Origin of the sequence: Streptomyces sp. NPDC002734, from assembly GCF_040295685.1 — a bacterium.
Classification (GTDB): domain Bacteria; phylum Actinomycetota; class Actinomycetes; order Streptomycetales; family Streptomycetaceae; genus Streptomyces.
The window spans coordinates 16,215-33,797 of the sequence record NZ_JBEOVU010000018.1 but is presented as its reverse complement, the minus strand read 5'-3'; the positions used below and the strand labels follow the sequence as shown (position 1 = coordinate 33,797).

General features: G+C 69.4%; 10 protein-coding genes. 5 read left to right on the top strand and 5 right to left on the bottom strand.

What is annotated here, in order from left to right:
- Positions 1-61 precede the first annotated feature (61 nt).
- From ABT026_RS17830 to ABT026_RS17810, 5 genes are read left to right on the top strand one after another with little or no spacing between them, the layout of a single operon-like run.
- On the top strand, positions 62-352 hold the full coding sequence (locus ABT026_RS17830; RefSeq protein ID WP_351115465.1) for a hypothetical protein: 291 nt from the start codon (positions 62-64) through the stop codon (positions 350-352).
- A 16-nt stretch (positions 353-368) separates the two neighbouring features.
- Entirely contained in the window at positions 369-1,208 is an 840-nt protein-coding gene (locus ABT026_RS17825) for a hypothetical protein (RefSeq protein ID WP_053644345.1), read from the top strand.
- A 56-nt stretch (positions 1,209-1,264) separates the two neighbouring features.
- Positions 1,265-2,401: a hypothetical protein gene (locus ABT026_RS17820; RefSeq protein WP_344420741.1), complete on the top strand. Its 1,137-nt coding sequence runs from the start codon at positions 1,265-1,267 to the stop codon at positions 2,399-2,401.
- The gene (locus tag ABT026_RS17815) at positions 2,398-3,900 is read left to right on the top strand and encodes a hypothetical protein (RefSeq protein ID WP_351115464.1); all 1,503 of its coding nucleotides are present in this window, start codon (positions 2,398-2,400) and stop codon (positions 3,898-3,900) included. Before ABT026_RS17820 ends, ABT026_RS17815 begins: the two co-directional genes overlap by 4 nt.
- Complete coding sequence (locus tag ABT026_RS17810; protein ID WP_351115462.1) at positions 3,897-5,261, top strand: AAA domain-containing protein; 1,365 nt, start codon at positions 3,897-3,899, stop codon at positions 5,259-5,261. The genes ABT026_RS17815 and ABT026_RS17810 overlap by 4 nt, the downstream gene beginning before the upstream one ends.
- Positions 5,262-5,324: 63 nt before the next feature.
- On the opposite strand, the gene ABT026_RS17805 is transcribed toward ABT026_RS17810, so the two are convergent.
- The 5 genes from ABT026_RS17805 to ABT026_RS17785 all read right to left on the bottom strand — a co-directional run bounded on the left by ABT026_RS17805 (position 5,325) and on the right by ABT026_RS17785 (position 17,310).
- Positions 5,325-6,500 carry a hypothetical protein gene (locus tag ABT026_RS17805; RefSeq protein WP_351115461.1) on the bottom strand — a complete coding sequence of 392 codons (1,176 nt, stop codon included), beginning with the start codon at positions 6,498-6,500 and terminating at the stop codon, positions 5,325-5,327.
- A complete protein-coding gene (locus ABT026_RS17800; protein WP_351115460.1) occupies positions 6,497-11,794 on the bottom strand; it encodes an AAA family ATPase in 5,298 nt (1,765 codons plus the stop codon). The genes ABT026_RS17805 and ABT026_RS17800 overlap by 4 nt, the downstream gene beginning before the upstream one ends.
- Before the next feature lie 209 nt (positions 11,795-12,003).
- A complete protein-coding gene (locus ABT026_RS17795; protein WP_351115459.1) occupies positions 12,004-14,724 on the bottom strand; it encodes a TerD family protein in 2,721 nt (906 codons plus the stop codon).
- Positions 14,714-16,780: a DEAD/DEAH box helicase family protein gene (locus tag ABT026_RS17790; protein ID WP_351115458.1), complete on the bottom strand. Its 2,067-nt coding sequence runs from the start codon at positions 16,778-16,780 to the stop codon at positions 14,714-14,716. Before ABT026_RS17790 ends, ABT026_RS17795 begins: the two co-directional genes overlap by 11 nt.
- A complete protein-coding gene (locus ABT026_RS17785; protein ID WP_007387412.1) occupies positions 16,777-17,310 on the bottom strand; it encodes a hypothetical protein in 534 nt (177 codons plus the stop codon). Before ABT026_RS17785 ends, ABT026_RS17790 begins: the two co-directional genes overlap by 4 nt.
- Between the last annotated feature and the right edge of the window lie 273 nt (positions 17,311-17,583).

Genomic DNA, 17,583 nt, shown 5'->3' with positions numbered 1-17,583 from the left:
ACTGTACACCAAAATAACTGGAGCAAAACTGGGCGTCCCGAGTGACTGCTAGCATCCCGGCATGGACGAGCATCTGATCGCTCTCGAGGAGCGCATGCAGCAACTGCAGGAGGCGGTCCGGCAGGCGCTCACGCAACACGATACTTGCCAAGTGCGCCTTCTGGGTGCGGAATTGACACGCATTCAACATGCCTGGGATGTTCTGTGCGGGCTCAGTGCCGCCCCGGACGCGGTCCGGCCGGAGTCCGCGCCGACGGTCACCGAACCCCACCGGGACGCACCCCTGCGCGACCGGGCCCCTCACATGCCGCTCTTCGCAAATACCTGGAGTAAAACTGGAAGCCCCGAGTGACTGCTAGCATGCGGGTATGGACGAGCATCTGGTCGCACTCGAGAAGCGCATGCAACAGCTGCAAGAGGCGCTCCGGCAGGCGCTCACACAACAGGACAACGCCCAAGTGAACGTCCTGGGTGAGGAGCTGACACGCACCCGGCACGCCTGGAACGTGCTGTGCGGGCTCAGCGATGTCCCGGAGGTGGCCCAGCCGGAGGTCCAGCCAGAGATCCGGCCCGAGCCCGCGCTGGCAGTCGTCGAGCCGAACCAGGGCGTGCCCGTACGCGACCAGGTCCACCAGGCGCTGGCCCTCCTCACCGTCCCCGCCTCGCCCAAACTGCTCAGCCAGGTCCACCAGGCGTTCTTCTCCAGCCCGCTGAACACGGCGCGCATGACCACCCTGCGCCGCGACGAGGAACGCTCCTTCCGCTCCGCCCCCTACGGCCGCGCCTACTACATCTGCCCCGCGCTGACCTCCGACCTTCTCTCACCGGCCCGCGCGCTGCTCGCCCTGAGCACCTGGCCACTGGAGCAGCGCCTGGTGGGACCGCTCACCCAGCGCGTCCACTTCCTCACATCGGCCCTGCGGCTCGCGGACGCCGCCGAACACCTCGCCGGCGAGGCCGGGATGCCGCAGCCCGTCCAACAGCTCCTGCTGCACTACAGCCGCAACATCCACGGCGACACCCCCCGGGGCCCGCTCGACCTGGACGCGCTGCGCCGGGCCGCCGCAGCGGAACTGGCGATCCACGCCGACGACGACGCCGACACCCGCGCCGAAGCGGCCCAGCGGGCACGCCAGCAACTCGGCGACGCGGAGCAGATCTTCGGCAATATCCTGCGCAACACCGCCCGCCTGCGCCGTACTTCGTAAACCCACCCCTGCAACCAGCACAGCTGTGCCCTGTCCCGCCAAGGAAAACAGTGAGCTTGCTCGACGCACGACTGGGCGCATTGCGCGGAACCGCCCCGCCCATCCCGCACAACGCACGCACCCTGGCGGCGCTGACCGCCAACCCGAGCTGCGACCGCCGCTCCCTGCTGGACGCGGCCGGCATCGACAAAGACGCCCTCGCCGCCCATCTGGACCTCCCGCGGCCGCTGAGAAAATCCCAGCTCGCCCTCGACTACGGCATCGCCTTCGAGCGCAAGGTCACCGCCCAGGCCGGAGCCCCCCTGGTGCCGCTGCTCCGCAAAGCCCTGGGCCTGACCCTGCCCGAGGTGTCCTACGAGGACGTCAACAGCGTCGGCAGCGATGACGACAAGTCTTCCCCGCAACTACGCCACGCCCGCACCCGCTCCCTCATCCTCAGCGCAGCACACCGCAGGTCGGACCCCCGCACCCTGCTCGACCACCCCGTACTGCGTCTGACCGTCGCCGGCCACCAGGTCTACCTCGAGCCCGACGTCATCGCCTTCCAGCTCGACGGGGTCTTCCACGTCGTTGAGATCAAATCCTTCCCCGTCATCCACGGACAGCCTGACCCTGTCAAGGCCACCGCAGCACTGACCCAGGCCGCCGCCTACGTCCTGGCTCTGCGGGAACTCCTCGCCGGCGACGGCCTCCCGCCAGACCGTGTCTCCGACACCGTGATCCTGGTCAACCCGCGCAACTTCACCCGCCACCCCACCGCCACGCCCTTCAGCGCGCACAAGCAGATCAAGAACCTGAGCCGCCACCTCGGCAGGCTGAGGCGCCTGCCCGAACTGCTGGACAACCTTCCCCCGGGCACCACCTTCGACCTGGCGCCCGGCCCCGACCAGAGACCGACCCGGCCCCGCGGTGAACTCGTTGCCGCACTCGTCACCGTGCGGCCGCACTACACCCCTGGCTGCCGCCACCACTGCGACCTGTCCTTTCACTGCCGCACCGAGGCCCTCAACCAGGGCAGGACCGCTGCCCTGGGCACCGCAGTCCGCGACGACCTCGCGGGAATCGACACCATCGCCAAAGCCCTGGACCTCGCTGACGGACGCATGCACCCCTCACGGGACCAGCAAGACATCACCCAGGCCCTGCGCCACGCACAGCGCATCCACGCAGACCTCCACACGGACACCGCATGATCCAGCTCACCTCCCTCCTTCGGATGCGCGCCGCCCACACCGGCAACGCCCAACGCGCCAGCCAACTGCGCCACCTCCACCTCAGCGACCAGCCGCTGATGCTGCTGGCGCTGAAGCAAACCGGCCCCGCCGCACGACCGCTGGCCGTCATGCTGGGCACCGACCCGCACCGCCCCCAGCTCCTGGTCGCGCCGCCCTCGGGCAGCACCGGCCCCATGCTCGCCGCCCTGGCAGACACGGTCACCGCCTACATCAACGCCTGCCAGCGGCACCGCGAACACCTGCCCGCCACCAACAACAAGCCGGCACGCTGGCGCTACACCGACGCCCCCCAGATCCTCGTCCCCAACCCCCAGACCGTGCAGCACCTGAAAGACCTCGGAGACGACCTGAGGTTCCGCAGCGTCGACGACCAGGCTCCCGGCTCCCGGGCCGTCCAGTGCCTGGGACACTGGCTCACCTATCTCACCGACCGCGCCGACCTCCCCGGCTCAGCCGCCCTCATCCCCATGACCAGTTTCCTCGGCATGCACTGGATCAGCGGCCAAAGCCCCCTCGAGGACGAGGACCTGGCCACCCTGCTGGCCTGGATCGACCCGCCCCGCCACGCAGCCTCGGGACGCGACGCCGCACTGGAGGCAGAAGACCCGGCCACCCACCGTCCGGCGGGACCAGCCACCGACGCCCCCTTCGACAACGACCACCTGGCGCCCCTGTTCGACGCCTATGCCCGCGCCCGCCGCCGGGCCTTGGACCAGGAGCAGCCCCGCACCCTGCAAGAACTCGACCGTCTGCTGGCCACCTACCTGCAGCCCACCTGGGATTTGATGTGGCAGGCCTACACGCTCCTGCAGGCCCTCCCAGAAGCCAAGAGCACTGCACGCCGCTGGGACCACGAACGCACCGTATTCACCGACGAATGCACCTACCTGACCCAGGACGGACGCCCCCGTCCGTCCCGCGACAATGCCGTTGCCGCCGCCGTCCGCCTGGCCCGCATGGAACACGCAGCCGTCGCCTTCGCCGCCGAACGCACCGCCGAAGACCCCTTCGTACGGGCAGAACTGCGCACCACCGGCAAAGCCTTCGGCGGCACCGTCACCACCATCGACGCGGAACACACCCTGCGCGGCCCCAGTGGACGTACCCAATGGCGGCCCCGGCTCACCGTGTCCACCCCGGACCCCGTGCCGATGGAACCCGGTCAGCTCCTGGCCTGCCACACCTACCGCAGCGCCCGCTACAAGATCTGCGAGGTCACCCCGGCCGACGGCGACACTCTCGTCGAACTTGAGATCACCGCCGGCATGGGCACCATGGACCGCCCCAACCACGCCGTCCTGCCCGACGCCGGCGCCTTCCTCGTATTCACCATCGCACCCGCCCCCTACCGGATGCCTGAATTCCCCGCACGAGAGCAGACACCCTGGACCCACGGCGGGCCTCCCGCCGACCAGCCGGACCACAGCAACGAGGGCGAGGGCGAGGAAGAACAGTGACACCGCCTCACCGGCAGTCGCCGCAGCAGCAGATGGACCAGGCCGCCCGCGCCGTCCTGGAGCAACTGCCCACGCTCACCCACCGCGGACTCGTCGTGGACTCCCCGCCCGGCGCTGGCAAATCCACCCTGGTCGCCCGAGCCGCCGACACCCTCGCGCAATCCAGCACCCCCTGCCCCGTCATCGCCCAGACCAACAGCCAGGTCGACCACCTCGTGCGGCGATTCGCCCGGCACCACCCGCACCTGAGAACCGCCCGGCTCACCGCAACGGATTACACAGTCCCGCACGACCTGCAGGCACATCCCGGCATCCGCATCGGCACCCGCATCGAAGTCCTCGAAAAGACGGCCGACGTCATCGTGGGAACCGCCATGAAATGGGCCACGGTCACCGACCGCCGATGGCCATGGGCGATCATCGACGAGGCCTACCAGATGCGCTCCGACACGCTTTTGTGGACCGCCGGCATCTTCGAACGGGCCCTCTTCGTCGGAGACCCCGGCCAACTCGACCCCTTTTCCGAGGTCGCAACCGACCGCTTCCAAGGCCTGTCCCACGACCCCATGAACAGCGCGGTCGCCGTCCTGCTCGCCAACAACCGCGACCTGCCCGTCCACTCACTGCCCGTGTCCTGGCGCCTGCCGCCCTCAGCCGTCCCCCCGATCAGCAACGCCTTCTACCCCTCCACGACCTTCCACGCCGGAAGCAGTGAAGCCGACCGAACCCTCACGTTCTCCCCTCTCGACATCCGCACCCCCACCGACGAGGTCATCGAGCACGCCGCCCGAACCGGATGGGCACTGTTCGAACTACCGGCCCGCATCACCGGCCAGCGCGACATCGAAGCCTTCCAGACCACCCTCGGCATCGCCGACCGGCTGCTGACCCGACGCGCCATCACCACCTGCGAGGAAACCCCCCAGGGGCACGCCCTGCAGCCCGGTGACATCGCCATCGGCACCGCCCACCGCAGCCAGGCTCACGACATCCGCGCGCTCCTGGCCCGCCACTACCCCCAACTGCACGGCGTCACCGTCGACACCGCCAACCGGCTCCAAGGCTGCGAATTCCGCGTCACCATCGTCCTGCACCCCCTCTCCGGCCGCGGCGACGCCTCCACCTTCCACCTGGAAGCCGGCCGCCTGTGCGTCCTCACCTCACGCCACCGCCACGCCTGCATCGTCGTGGCCCGCGCCGGCATCGCCGAACTCCTCGACGCCCACCCCTCCAACGATCCCGCACGCCCCGGAGCCGCCTCCAAGGTCGCCGACGGCTGGGAGGCTAATCACGCAGTCCTCGCCCACCTGACCCAGCACACCATCTACGCTCAGGCACAGCCCCGTCGCTGGCGCGGATGAATAGGTCGCCGCACGCCTGCCACATGAAGGCGGGTTGATGGGAGCGTCGTCGCTGGGGCGCCCTCAGTCCTCGTCGTCGAGGGTGTCGTCGGCTGATTCGTGGTGGACGTTGACGCCGGCTCGGCAGCGCGCGGCGCCGATCGTGTCGTGCAGCCGGGCGAACAGGTCGGGCCGGATGAGTAGATCAGCTCCCGCGACCGCGGGCAGGAGTGGTTCGTAGTTTCCGTCGTGGACGAGGCGGCCGTGCCACTGGCGGCAGATCATTGCCTCACCGGTGGCGTCGCTGAGGCTGAACCCGCAGATTCCCTCTGTGGGTTCAAGGCCGAGTGCGGCCACGACGCTGGCTGCGGGTGCGAGTACGTAGACGGGCAGGCCGAGGCCGCTCAGGGTGCGAGGGCGAGGCGTATCGATCAGGCCAGCGGTTCCAGCGTCAGTGAGGGCCGTCAAGGCCTGGTCTGCGGCACTGATGTGCTCGGCTGCTAACTCGGTTGTAAGGCCGAGTCCCAGGCGCCGCCACGGGCTGGTCCACAGCTGCCAGGGGGCCTGGCAGGCGGGTAGTGTGCCGGGCGGCGGGTCGTCGTCGAGGGCCTCCAGGCCGACGGCGATCTGCAGTTGGCGGGCGGGCTGATCCGGGTATCGGCGTGCAGGAGTGCGCTGCCGCTCGAACAAGCCGATCTGCACCCAGCCCTCGTGCGGACCTTCATCCACGCGAGCAAAGGCCATGGCGTTTCCCGGCAGGGACCGCAGGCCCGCGACCGAAGCGAAGCCGGAAGGCGGCCAGGGCTTGTCCGCTTGATGGCTCTCACTGAACCACGGTGCTGGATCAAGCGACCACGCCAGGGCCTCGGGACGAGTCAGAGGGCGGGGAATGCGGGCGAATTCGGCACGCAGGGCCGCGCGGGGGTCATCGCGCAGTCGCGCGGCCGCGCCGCGTTCGAAATTCTGGGCGTTGCCGAGATGTCCCGCTTGGGCAAGCGCGGCACGCAGGCCGGCGGCAGCGCGTTGCAGGGCGTCTTCGGCGGCGGCCTGGTCGGCGAGATAGGCGTCGGGAAGCTGGCTGCGGCGTCCATTGGTCAGAAGGTCCAGCTGCATGCGCATGAGCGTCTCGACGTCCGGAAGAGCATCGATCACGAGATCGATGACGGTCTCGCGGAGCCCGGCCGGACTGCCGGCGGCGTTTAGGCGGTCGCCCACGTAGTGGTCGACGAGGTGGGTTGCGAACTCCCGAGGGTTGTTCATGCGCTGTCCTCGCTGGGGGAGAGGGCGGCGGCGATGGCGCGTGCGAGTGTCGGATGAGCTGCCGTTGCCGCAGGGGCGGGCGCCTGGTGGCCAGCGCGGGCCAGGATGGCGGACGCATCGGCACGGACGGACAGCACGTCACTGCCGCACAGCGTGACGAGCTGTTCGAGAAGGGCGGCATCCAGAGGTCCGTCGGACAGGTGTCCTTGTAGGACGGTCAGGAGCCAGGTCAGGGGGCCAGCTCCGAGGTCGAAGGAGAGGACGCGTGCCAGGGCTGCCTGCGCCTGGCCGGAACGGCTGGCCAGCAGAACCGTCGCTGCGATCAGGGCGCGGCGCTTGTCGCCGCGTTCGGGCAGGGCAATCGTGGCCAACGCAAGTTCGCACAGTGCGGTGTCGATGTCGTGCTGGGTCGCCTGCTCCGGCACCGGGTGGTAGGCACCCTGGCCGAGACGGGCACGGCCCGGCAGACGGTGGGCGATGACGCTATACGCCGCATCCCAGCAGGCGAAAGCGCTGACAGCCGGGGGTGAAGCGAGCGGGGGCTGAACAGCGAACGCCGAGACCAGGGCCAGGCTGACACCGATAGTGCGGCTGTAGGACGCCTCGGCGACGGCCTGGGCCACCTGGTCTGCGAGGTTGCGGGCTGCGGTGGCCGGGTCCGCGTAGTGCGCCTGCTGCCACAGATCCAGCCGGTCATTGCCGCCGAAGGAACGCCATCCGCCGCCGCCTCGCATCTTGGTGTAGGCGAGCATGCCCGCCGTGGCGGCGAGAGGGCCGAAAACACCAGGATCGCTGTCCTGGCGCAAGCGGAGCCCCGAGGCGAGGTCGGCCAGCAGCTCAAGAGGGTTGGAGGCGTTCATCTCGTCGGCGATCCGGTGCAGGAACTGGGCGGCTGCGTCTGCTCCCTGACCGTCGATGACCTCCAAGAGCCGCCACCCGACCGCATTGGCCAGGGCATCCCTCGACCACCGTGGGCCCGAGGGGGCATCGTATGCCTTGCTGGTGCGGTCACGGACCGCAGCAAGCGCGCCAGCAGCACCTACGGGCAGCGTCGGGCGCTGCTGGGCGTGCAGATACGCGGCTGTGGTGGGGTGCTTCTCGGGGCCGAACCAGTCACGTGAGGTGTTGTTGGGCACGGGGCGGGGCGCCCAGGGCAAGCCGCCCTCACCGCCACAACGCTGTGCTGCTGTGCGCAGCGCAGAAGTGGGCTCGTCCCCGGCAGCCTGCGATGCGGCGATCAGTGTCTGGTCGTCGTAGGTGGAGGTGATTGCATTGGCCAGCACCGGCAGGAGACGCGATGCGCGGGCCGCGTCGTCGCCGGGCAGGTCAGCAAGCCTGGTGAGCAGAGCAACGTCCTGCCGGATACTGCGGCCATCGGGTCCAGCGGCGATGCGGAGCGCGGCCAGGACGACGGGGTCGGCCGTGTCAGCCTGCGTGGCCAGCAGCTGCCGGTGGGCCGCGCTTACCCGGCCATCGGGCAGCCCGGACTCGGCCAGCAGCACCTGGGCGCCCAACTGCGCGGCACCCCGCGGATCCAGGCGCGCAAGGGAACGCCACCACTCCTGCGGCGTTCCCGCCGTGCCCCGCCCGTCGGTGCAGTCCGCGACGAGATGGACAAGAGGCTGCGTACGCGCCAGACGCACCTGCGCCTGGACGGGATCGGCCTGCATGAGCTGAGGCAGCGGATCCAGCAGCTCCTCGATGGTGATGTCCTTGTGACCGCCATAGGCCCCCATGTAGCGGGCGGCACGCTCCCAGCACCGCTGCGCCTCGTGCGGGTCGTCGCAGGCGAGACTCACACGGGCCATCTCAAGCTCGAAGTCGGCGTCCTCCGCATACAGAGCACGGCGCTCGGCTTGCGCTCCGCGCAACGTGCGCATGAGCTCGTGCACGACGTCGGCCCCTGCCTGACCGACGCTCCCGGCGAGCAGGGACACCAGCTCCGTGGTGATCAGCGGGCCGGTTCCGGCCATGCCCATGAGAGAGGTGGTGGTGCCCTCGCTGACGGCTTGCAGGAAGGCGATGCCCACAGCGACATCATCGCCGCGCAGCAGGGCGACGGCGTCGTGCAACACCTGCCGCACCTGCCGGTGGATGTCCGCAAGATCGCAAGCCCGGGGGCTGCCCGTGAACGCGTGTGCATGCTGGGCAAGTTGTTCGAGCGCGACACGCACGGTGGCAGACGCGGTTTCGGCTGTGAGGATGCCCGCCTCGACGTCGCGGTGCAGGCCGACGGTGGCAAGGGTGAAGCGCAGCCAGGCACGGTAGAAGCCATCGCCGTCCAGGAGGGGGAGCAGTCGGGCGGGCGCCTGCGGATCGGCTGCATGGGCCACGGCCAGCAGTGTCAGCCACCTGTTCACCGGGCCGGACAGGCCACTGGCACGATCGGTCAGTACATCCTGTGTTGCTTTCGCGAGAACCGCGGCGATGTCCCCGGAAAAGAGCTCCTCGGCAAGGTCCGACACTGCCACACCATGGCGGAGCAGGCGCCGCGGGTCGCACGGCCCGCTGGCCCAGGCCGCGGTGGCCAGCGTGCGGGCAGACGGCAGCGCGCCGCCCGCCGTGCCATGGGCGTCCGCAAGGTGCAGCAAAAGGGCCGCGCGCCGGTCGGGCTGCTCGATGAGCTCCGCGCTCTCGAGCAACGGGTCTGGACCCAGACAGTCCAACAGCACACCCAGCGCATCCTCAGGCGAGGTCAGAGCCTCCTGGTCGAGGAACCGGGCGACCCGCTGCGCGAGCGTACGCGGGGCCTGCCCGAGCTCGACATCGTCAGCAGCCCGGGCTGGCAACCGGATCCGTCCGCGCAACTCCGCCAGGAACACCGACTCATCGCTCTCGGATCCGTAGTGGACACGCTCATCCTTGCGTGCCTTGTCCCAGGCCGTGAGGTACGCCTCCCACGGGGCGGCACAGCCGGCCCGGTCGACCGCCGCACACAGCTGCAGGCCCCACCGCGCCGCCAACGTGGTCACACCCTCGTACATCAGGCTTGCCGCCACGCGGTCGGCTCCCACCAGCGCCACCAGCACATCCGCATACGGCACCAGGGAACCTGGCAGGCCTTCGTCCTCATACGTCGCCCGCGCCCGGCTCAGTTCGACGCAGCGCACCAGTGTGGGCCAGTCGTTGCGGACCGCCGCACGCCGCGCGGCAACGGTCAGAGTGTGGACGATGGCCTGAGGCGGCTGCAGCCCGGCAATCGCGCGGGTGAGGAAATCGGGTTCGATTAGCAGAGCGAGTTCGTCATCGCGCCCCAGTGCGGCCAGCAGTTCGGGCAGGTGCCGGAACGCGCGGGGATCGGTGAAGAAGCCCCGTTGGGACAACCAGTCGGCGGCCTGGGACCGGACCTGATCGACCCACGTGTCGTCGCCATCGACCCGGCGGATGAAGCGGCTGAAGCTCTCATGATGGATCTTCAGTCCGCCGATGCCCGGCTGTTGCGCGACGATTGGTGCCACGCTGTTCAGCGCGGCACCGAGTTGCATTCCGGGCAGCGGGAAAATTTCCTCGAGCTCCGATGCACTCACAGCGAAGTCGCAGACTGCGAGCATGCTGACAGCAGAGCGCTGTCCGGGGGTCAGACCGGCCAGCAGATAGGCGTAGTAGTCGTCGAGGTCGTGCGCCGACGACGGCACCGTCCGCAACCTTTCCAGAGGATCGCCGGCACCATCCGGCGCCGGCGCCGCTCCCAGGCCCGGGGCAGGACCAATGGCCTGCCGGCACAAATACGTGGCGTACAGGGCGTTGCCTCGAGAGCGCTCCTCGATCAGTGCGACCGCGGTCCTCGCCCGCGCAGCGGGATCGAGCCCCTCACCGGCAGGGGAGGACGCCAGGGCCGTCAGCACGCCCAGGCGGTCCGCCAGAGCATGCAGTTCGGCGCGGTTGAGCGGGGCAACGGTGAGACGGGAGGCACCGGCGTCGACGGCCTCGAGGTGAGGGCCGGGCTGACTGGCCAGGACGAGCACGACACCGGGCGGCAGTTCCAGGGCGGAGAGGTCCGTGACCAGAGAGGCCGCCGGGTCCACCCGCGGACGAAAGGCGCTGCCGGTGGTGGATCCAAGAACCCGGCTGACATGGTCGATACCGTCCACGATCAGCGCGATCGGCCGGTCCGGTGCCAGGCCGCGCGCGGCAGTGACCGCGGCCGTGAGGGTCTCCGGCGTGGCCGCGTAGCGTGGCCTGACCTGCGCCAGCGCCTCTGGAACGGCCGTCCCCAGCTGCTTCAGCAGGCTGCCGATCACGACCTCGGTCAGCACACGCTGCTCACGGTCGATGTCCGCGGCACCGAGCCAGCAGTGATGCCTCACCGCCAGCCATGTCTCCCGCAGCGCATCCCCGAGCTGCTCACACAACCACGACTTGCCGATGCCGGGAGCGCCGGTGACCACCACGACACCCCCCTGCTGCGCAGCGTCCTTCACGGCCGCGACCACGCCCGTGAGCACCGTAGGACGTCTCACCTCGGTGGCACGGTCCACGGGGTGCCCCTCACGGACCGCTCCGAAGTCGACTTCCAGACTCAGACGAGGAAGCAGGTCCTCGACCATCACGGTCCCCGCCCGGCTGCGCGCCGCTTTGGCCGCCTCGATCAGGGCCAGCGCCACCTCCTCGGGTGTGCGATGCCGGTTCGGCGGCCGTCCGGCACCGAGTTCTTCGGTGATGCGGTGCAGCAAGGCCGCCTCGGCTGGCCCGGGCTCGCGGATGTTGAGCGAACACGCCGGAAGATCCGTGTCGACGACCAGGGATGCGCAAGCGCGGTTGAGCAGGTCATCACTGACCTGGGCGAGCATCTCCTTCCACGGAGCGTGTGCACGCAGCGCAGCGGCGTCGAAACGGAACCGTTTGCTGCTCAGGCCGTGCAGTGCAGGCCCGGGATCGGTGCTGGCGTGGACCGGGCGCAGCACCCGGGTCAGCTCGGGATCCTCCGGCTGCATGTCGCGCACCACGAGGCGGTGCGAGGAACCCGGATCCGAGGTGAAGTCGTGGTCCATGGAGGAGAAGAGCAGATCCAGGCGTAGGCCTCGCTTGTCCTTTGTAAAACTCTCCAGCGACAACGCGCGGTCATAATCCGTGTGCTTAATCTGCAGCCGCTCGCGGCTGCCGGTGCTCCACTCGCACGTGATGTCATCGAATCGGTCGCCGGTGAACATCTTTGTGTCGACCAGCAGGGAATTCGCACGTCCCACCGCCAGGTCCACCAGTCGCAGCGCGGTGAGCAGGTCCTGGTAAGCGTAGCCAAGGTGTGTCGGGCGCAGCCCCATGCTCACCTCCAGCGTGCCTTGCTCACTTGGCACCCCCCATGGTGCGCGTCGCGGTCACTCTAACCTCCCTGACGTACCGGGACGGAACGGAAACCCAAGGAGAGATCGTGTGCGCAAGATCCAGCTGGCGCAGGAACACCTGGAAGGTTGGGCACCAGCAGCGGCTCTCGCACGCGAGATCGACGGCGGCGGCGGCCGCACTTGCCTGGTCGTCGACGGCTTCGCGTACCAGACAGGGGGCGTCAGGCTTCGACGTCGATGCCGTAGTCGGTGGCCAGGCCCGCCAGCCCGGTGTCGTAGCCCTGCCCGACGGCACGGGCCTTCCATCCGGTCGTGTGGCGATAGAGCTCCACCGCGATGGTGACGGTCTCACCCGAGGAGAAGGGGTCAGGTGTGAAGGCCAGTTGGGTGCGGGAGGGCTGGGTGATGTCTGCTTGCCACTGGGTGTGATGGTCGAAGACTGCGGCGGGTTGGGCCTCGAGGTCGATGCTGACGATGACGGCGATGGTTGCGATGTCGTCAGGGATGAGGCCCAGGTCGGCGGTGACGGTGTCCCCGCCGACGCTGACCCCGTCGTGACTGGGGTGGTTGTAGAAGACGAGGTCGTGGTCGCTGCGTACCTTGCCGTTGCGGGTGAGGAGTACAGCGGACACGTCAACGGGTGCGCCGGTGCAGGTGATGCGGACCGTCGTCGGCTCGGTGCGGATGGCTGCGTTGGCTCCCCTCGTCCGCAGTTGCAGGGTGCCGCTCTCCTCGCCGGGTAGCGGGCTGGTGGGGGAGCGGGTAGTGGCCGGGGCCAGGCTGGCACGGGTCAGCGTGGCAAGGACGCGCTCGAGGATGGGCCAGCCTTCGGTTTCCTCGCCTGGCCAGGGCCAGGTCAGGCGCTGGGCGCCGAACTCCTTGGCGGTCGGCGGCTGCCCGAGTGCTTCCTGCAGCTGGAGGTGGCGCAGGCTCTCGGTGGCCAGGCGGCTGAGCTGCCACTGACGTTGGGTTTCTTCCGGGTTGTTCACCCAGGTGTCGTGGTCGACGGGCTTGCCGCCCAGCTCCTGGTACACCCGGCGGGCGAAGTCGTAGCCGTCCTCAGTCAGTAGGCGGGTAGGCCGCTCCTGTTGGGATGGCGTCGGCTCGCCGATGGCCGTGTACAGCGCCCCCAGGTCGCCGCCCGTCCAGTGGTTGGCTGCCGTGGTCGCGAACCGCGCGAACTGGGGCAGGGTGGGGGGACGCCCCTTGGCGGCGACGAAGCGGTGATGCTGGTGGGCGACCTCCTCCAACTGGGAGCGCCAGCGGCCCTCCACGTAGGCACCGAGATACTGCTCGGCCCAGGCCCGCCGGTGCCGTGTGATGAGATCCCGTACCCGCTCGAAGCCGTCCCGGCGGGCGCCGTGACTCATGCTGGAGGTGAACGTCACCTGCCCGTACGGGGTCTCGACCGTACTGTCCTCGCTGTCCGTGATCTCCTCCTCCGGCCCCAGGAGTTGTTCGGCGGCTTGCAGTTCGCGGAAGAAGGCGCTGTCGACCGGGCATCCGGCCGCGCGCAGGGCGGCCAGCGGCCTGCTGTAGTAGCGGTCGACACGGTCCAAGGTGGTGCGGGAGTAGGGACCTTCGCACACGAACCAGGCGGTCAGGCCCACGCCGTGCCAGAACTCGGCCGCGGGACCGAGGGCTTCGGCCATGGTCTGGTGCGGGCGCGGGTTGCTGACGATGCTGCCGGGATACCGCGCAAGCGTCACCGTCTCCCACAGCCGCCCCACCCGTTCCAGGACATCGGCGGGCAGACGCTGCCGGTACAACTGAGGGGTGTACCCCTGCTCGGTCCGGTTCAGACTCATTAGATCCTGATCGACCAGCCCCCACAACGACGGCATTCCCCGTGACTGGCCGGCATGCGCCTGGTCGAAGCCCGCCCACCAGCCGCGCAGGGCCGCAGCCCGCTCCTCCACCGGAGACAGAGAACTGCCGCCGCCGAGGAAGGCCGCGAGCATCGCATGGACCTCGTCCTCCGCGATGCCCGCCTCGGCAGCCATGCCGGCCGTCTGCGTGGCCATGCCGACGTACAGACGAGGCTCGGGCAGAGCGGTGATGATCTCCTCATCCGGGTGCGGGGGAGCCTGAAGGTAATCCAGCACAGCCAGCCAGTCGCCCCCGAAGTACGCGGAGACGACCGGCTGCAGCTCTTTGGTGAGCACCCGGCGCGCCAGGGCTGTTCCCGTCCTGGCCTTCTTGGCGAAACCAGCCATCAGCCCTTGCAACCGCTGGATCCGGTGACGTGCCGCAAGCTGCACGAGGTCGGCGGCGGCAAGGGTGTCCAGCAAACGAAGGCGGGCCTGCTGCTGTCCCACACGGTCCAGCTGGTGCCAGCCGCCGCCGAAGCGGAAGGCTTCCAGCGCGCTCTCGTCGATGCCCAGCAGCCGGTAACGCTCCTCGATGAGTGTCCAGAACCGCTGCTGTTCTGTGCGAGGGAAGATCTCTCCTGCCGCCCGCAGCCGGATGGGCTGAAGCAGTGTCTCGAACAGCGGCACCAGCAGCGCCCACAGCAGCACCGTGTCCCAGTCCTCCACAGCGGTGAGGCGGGCGGTCTCATCGGCGGCCAGCGTCAGAGCGTGGCCAGGGCGTTCCCGCAGCAGATACGGCAGATTGACTGCCCCTGCCTTGACCGAGAGTTTCTGGGGCAGGTACCACGCCCCGAGCCGCTGCTGCTCCTGGACCCCGAAGGCGTTGACGCAGAAGACTTCCTCTTCCCGGGTGAGGGCCGTCACCTTGGCGGTGTCCGGCGTGTGGCGTCCTCGGCCGGGGACGACGGTGGCCACCGGCCGTCCGGCGAACCCTGCGGCCAGCAGCCTGGCCGCCAGGGCGTCGATGTCGGCGAACCGTTGCTGCTGCCCGGCCGCCCGCTCCAGGGTGAGCGCCTGCTCGGGACTGCATTCCACGGCCGGCTGCCACCAGCGTGTCGGGTCACTGGCCACCGGTCAGCCTCCGCATGGTTTCGACGAACTGCTCAAACGGCACCGGCGCAGCGGTCTTCTGCGCATAGACGGCGTAGCGCTGGGCCATCAGCTGCATCTCCCGCTCCGTTCTTCGGGCCTCCACACGGTCCAGCTCGTGCACCACGCGCTGCTCGACGCGTCCGCGCTCGTACAGCACGAACGCGTCCACACCGCCCAGACCCCCGCCGGCCCCCTCCGCGGCGCCGCCGGGGCCGGGGAGATCCCCTTCCATGGTGGTGGCGTCGATCAGCGGGACATCCAGGAGCACAGCGGGATCCATGTCGTTGTCCGCGCACATGGCCTCCAGATGCTCCTCCAGGCCGAGTTCGGCATGGCAGACCACGTCCAGGTACTGCTGGTCGGCAGCCACCGCGGTCTGGCGCAGGACGCGGACACCGCGGCCGACGAACTGGTAGAACTCGCCGAAGCTGCCATAGGGGCGCAGCGGTACGACCACGGTGATGGGCGGGAAGTCGTAGCCCTGGCCGAGCATCCGCAGCTGCACGATGCCCTGCAGATCCCCGGCGTCGGACTCGAAGCGCCGCCGGGTGGAGGCGATCGCGGAGGCGGGCATGCTGTGGTGCAGCGTGGCACTGGGGATCCCGTACTCCTCGGCGATCCGCGCGATCTGTTCAGCATGCGCCTGGCCCATCGCCGCGAACAGCACCCTCGGCTTCACGGGCGCCAGCAGCTTGGCCTGTGCATCCAGACACGCCCGCGTCACGGCCATCACCTGGCGGATCGGCGCCTCGGACTGTGCGGTGATGCGTGCCATCTTCCGCTCGTCGCCCAGCGTGGCCAGCAAAGCATCACGGCCCACGATCTGCTCGCGCCGCCCGTCCGGCCACACCGCCTCATACACCGTCGACGCCACCTCGGGAGCGAACCGGTGCACCCGCAGGTTCTTCGCCGACCCGTCCGCGACGGAGTCGACCAGCCGGTAGCGGTAGACGACATCGGCGTCGATCGGCTTGCCGTCCAAACGCTGGAAGCACGCCGACATCAGCAGTGTGCGCGCACCCTGGAAGTGGGCGAACAGCCGCTGGTAGGAGGCGCTGGCCGCGATGTGCGCCTCGTCGACGACGATGAAGTCGATGTCCTCCGCCTCCAGCTTGGCCAGCAGGTCCCCGTCACTGTCGCCCGTGCCCAGCGCATGGAAGTTGGTGACCAGGATGTCCGCAGCCAGGAGCCGCTTACGGCTGACCTGGCTGATCTGCCCGTCGTCCGCGTCCAGGACGAGCGTGGCCGGCGGACGGGCACCGGGCAGCAGCGGCCCGCCCGCCAGCCCATACAGGACGTTGCCCGGTATCCCCGGATCGAGGGCCTTGGCGAAGGTGCCGCGGATGACCGAGCCCGGGGTCACCACCAGCGCCCGCCGTCGGCTGAACGACAACGCGGCCGCCACCCCCAGGGCCGTCTTGCCCGACCCCACCGCCATCACCGCAGCCGCATGCCGGCCGCCGGAGGCGTAGTAGTTCGCCAACGAGGCCAACGCCTCGTCCTGGCACTCCCGCAGCGGCGCCCGGTCCACCCTGGCCCGCTCACCGGCGAAGTACGCCCCGCCTGAAGGCAGTTCGGCACCGCCAGGCGGATCGGCGGCCCGCATCGGATCGCCAGCCATGTCCGGGATCCCGATGCGAGGCACGGCAGTCACCAGCGGCGCCAGGAGCGGATCCTGCCTCAGCATCGCCTGCAACTGGGCCACACAGCGCGCCGTGTCCGTACGCACCGCATCGTAGGAGAACCGCAGAATGGTCAGGCCGGTCGCGGCCAGATCGTTCTGTCGCAGCCGGTCGTAGGTGAACGCGGCCCGGTCACTGTGGAAGGCGAACCCGTCGAGCTCGACGGCCAACTGCAGCGCCTCACCCGCGATCAGGTAGTCCAGCCGGTAAGCGCGCTCGTTGACGGTGACCGGGTGCTGACTGCGGATCCGCGCAACGATCGACGCGTCCACGGCCGGCGTGAGCACCCACCGCAAGAACGCCTCCTCCAAGTAGGAGGCAGCCGGGATCAGTCGCTCCAGGCCCGCACTCATGACGATCCGCCCTGTGCCGCAGCCTCGGCAACCAGCGCCTGGGCTTTCTCCGACAGCCGGGCCGCCACATCCTCGCCCTGCCCGAAACGGGCCAACCGCCGCGCCAGCTCAAGTGCTTCCGCGAAGGCGCCCTCGCGCTCCAGCAGGCCGATCAACCGTGGCACCGACGACACCCGCACAAACGCCGCCGGAGCATCAGTGGTGTCGAAGGACACGGCGTGCGGGGTTGCTTCCATCAACTCCAGGTCCAGCAGGGCGAACACCTCAAGCGCGGCGAGGGCCCCAGGCTCCGCACGACGTGTACTCCACAGTCGATCGACCGCGCTCTGCAGAACAAAGTGGTAGTCCCTGGCCGAGCCCGGAAGCTCCAGCGCCTCCCAGACACGGGCGATCAGCTCAGCGCCGCGCGCGTCGAACGGCACATGCCGGCTGGCCGGTGTCGCAGACGTACTCCCCTCGGCGGTCGGCCACATCGGCGAGCCGTACGACTCGTCCGGACGAACCCCTGCGCCCGGCAGCGCCTCCCGCATGACACCCGGGCTCCCGGCAAAGGCAAGGCCAGGGACAGCCGCCATGCGCTCAAACCACGCCCCCACGTTCCCCCTTCACACAAAAAAGAGGCCTGCACCCTCACCTACAGCGAAGTCGCCCCACCCGCCCCCTGCGGTACTTCATTGTCGCAGCCACACTCTCTCTGCACCCCGAAAGCGGATATGTACTCCGCTCTCCGTCACCCACCCGGGCCGACTGCCGCCGGCCGAAGAACGGGAACCAGACGCCCTTTTCGCCCACTCGACCTCGTG

Coding starts and splice junctions, on each gene's coding strand:
- ABT026_RS17830 (WP_351115465.1), top strand. CDS start 62: ATGGACGAGCATCTGATCGCTCTCGAGGAGCGCATGCAGCAACTGCAG.
- ABT026_RS17825 (WP_053644345.1), top strand. CDS start 369: ATGGACGAGCATCTGGTCGCACTCGAGAAGCGCATGCAACAGCTGCAA.
- ABT026_RS17815 (WP_351115464.1), top strand. CDS start 2,398: ATGATCCAGCTCACCTCCCTCCTTCGGATGCGCGCCGCCCACACCGGC.
- ABT026_RS17805 (WP_351115461.1), bottom strand. CDS start 6,500: ATGAACAACCCTCGGGAGTTCGCAACCCACCTCGTCGACCACTACGTG.
- ABT026_RS17790 (WP_351115458.1), bottom strand. CDS start 16,780: ATGAGTGCGGGCCTGGAGCGACTGATCCCGGCTGCCTCCTACTTGGAG.
- ABT026_RS17785 (WP_007387412.1), bottom strand. CDS start 17,310: ATGCGGGAGGCGCTGCCGGGCGCAGGGGTTCGTCCGGACGAGTCGTAC.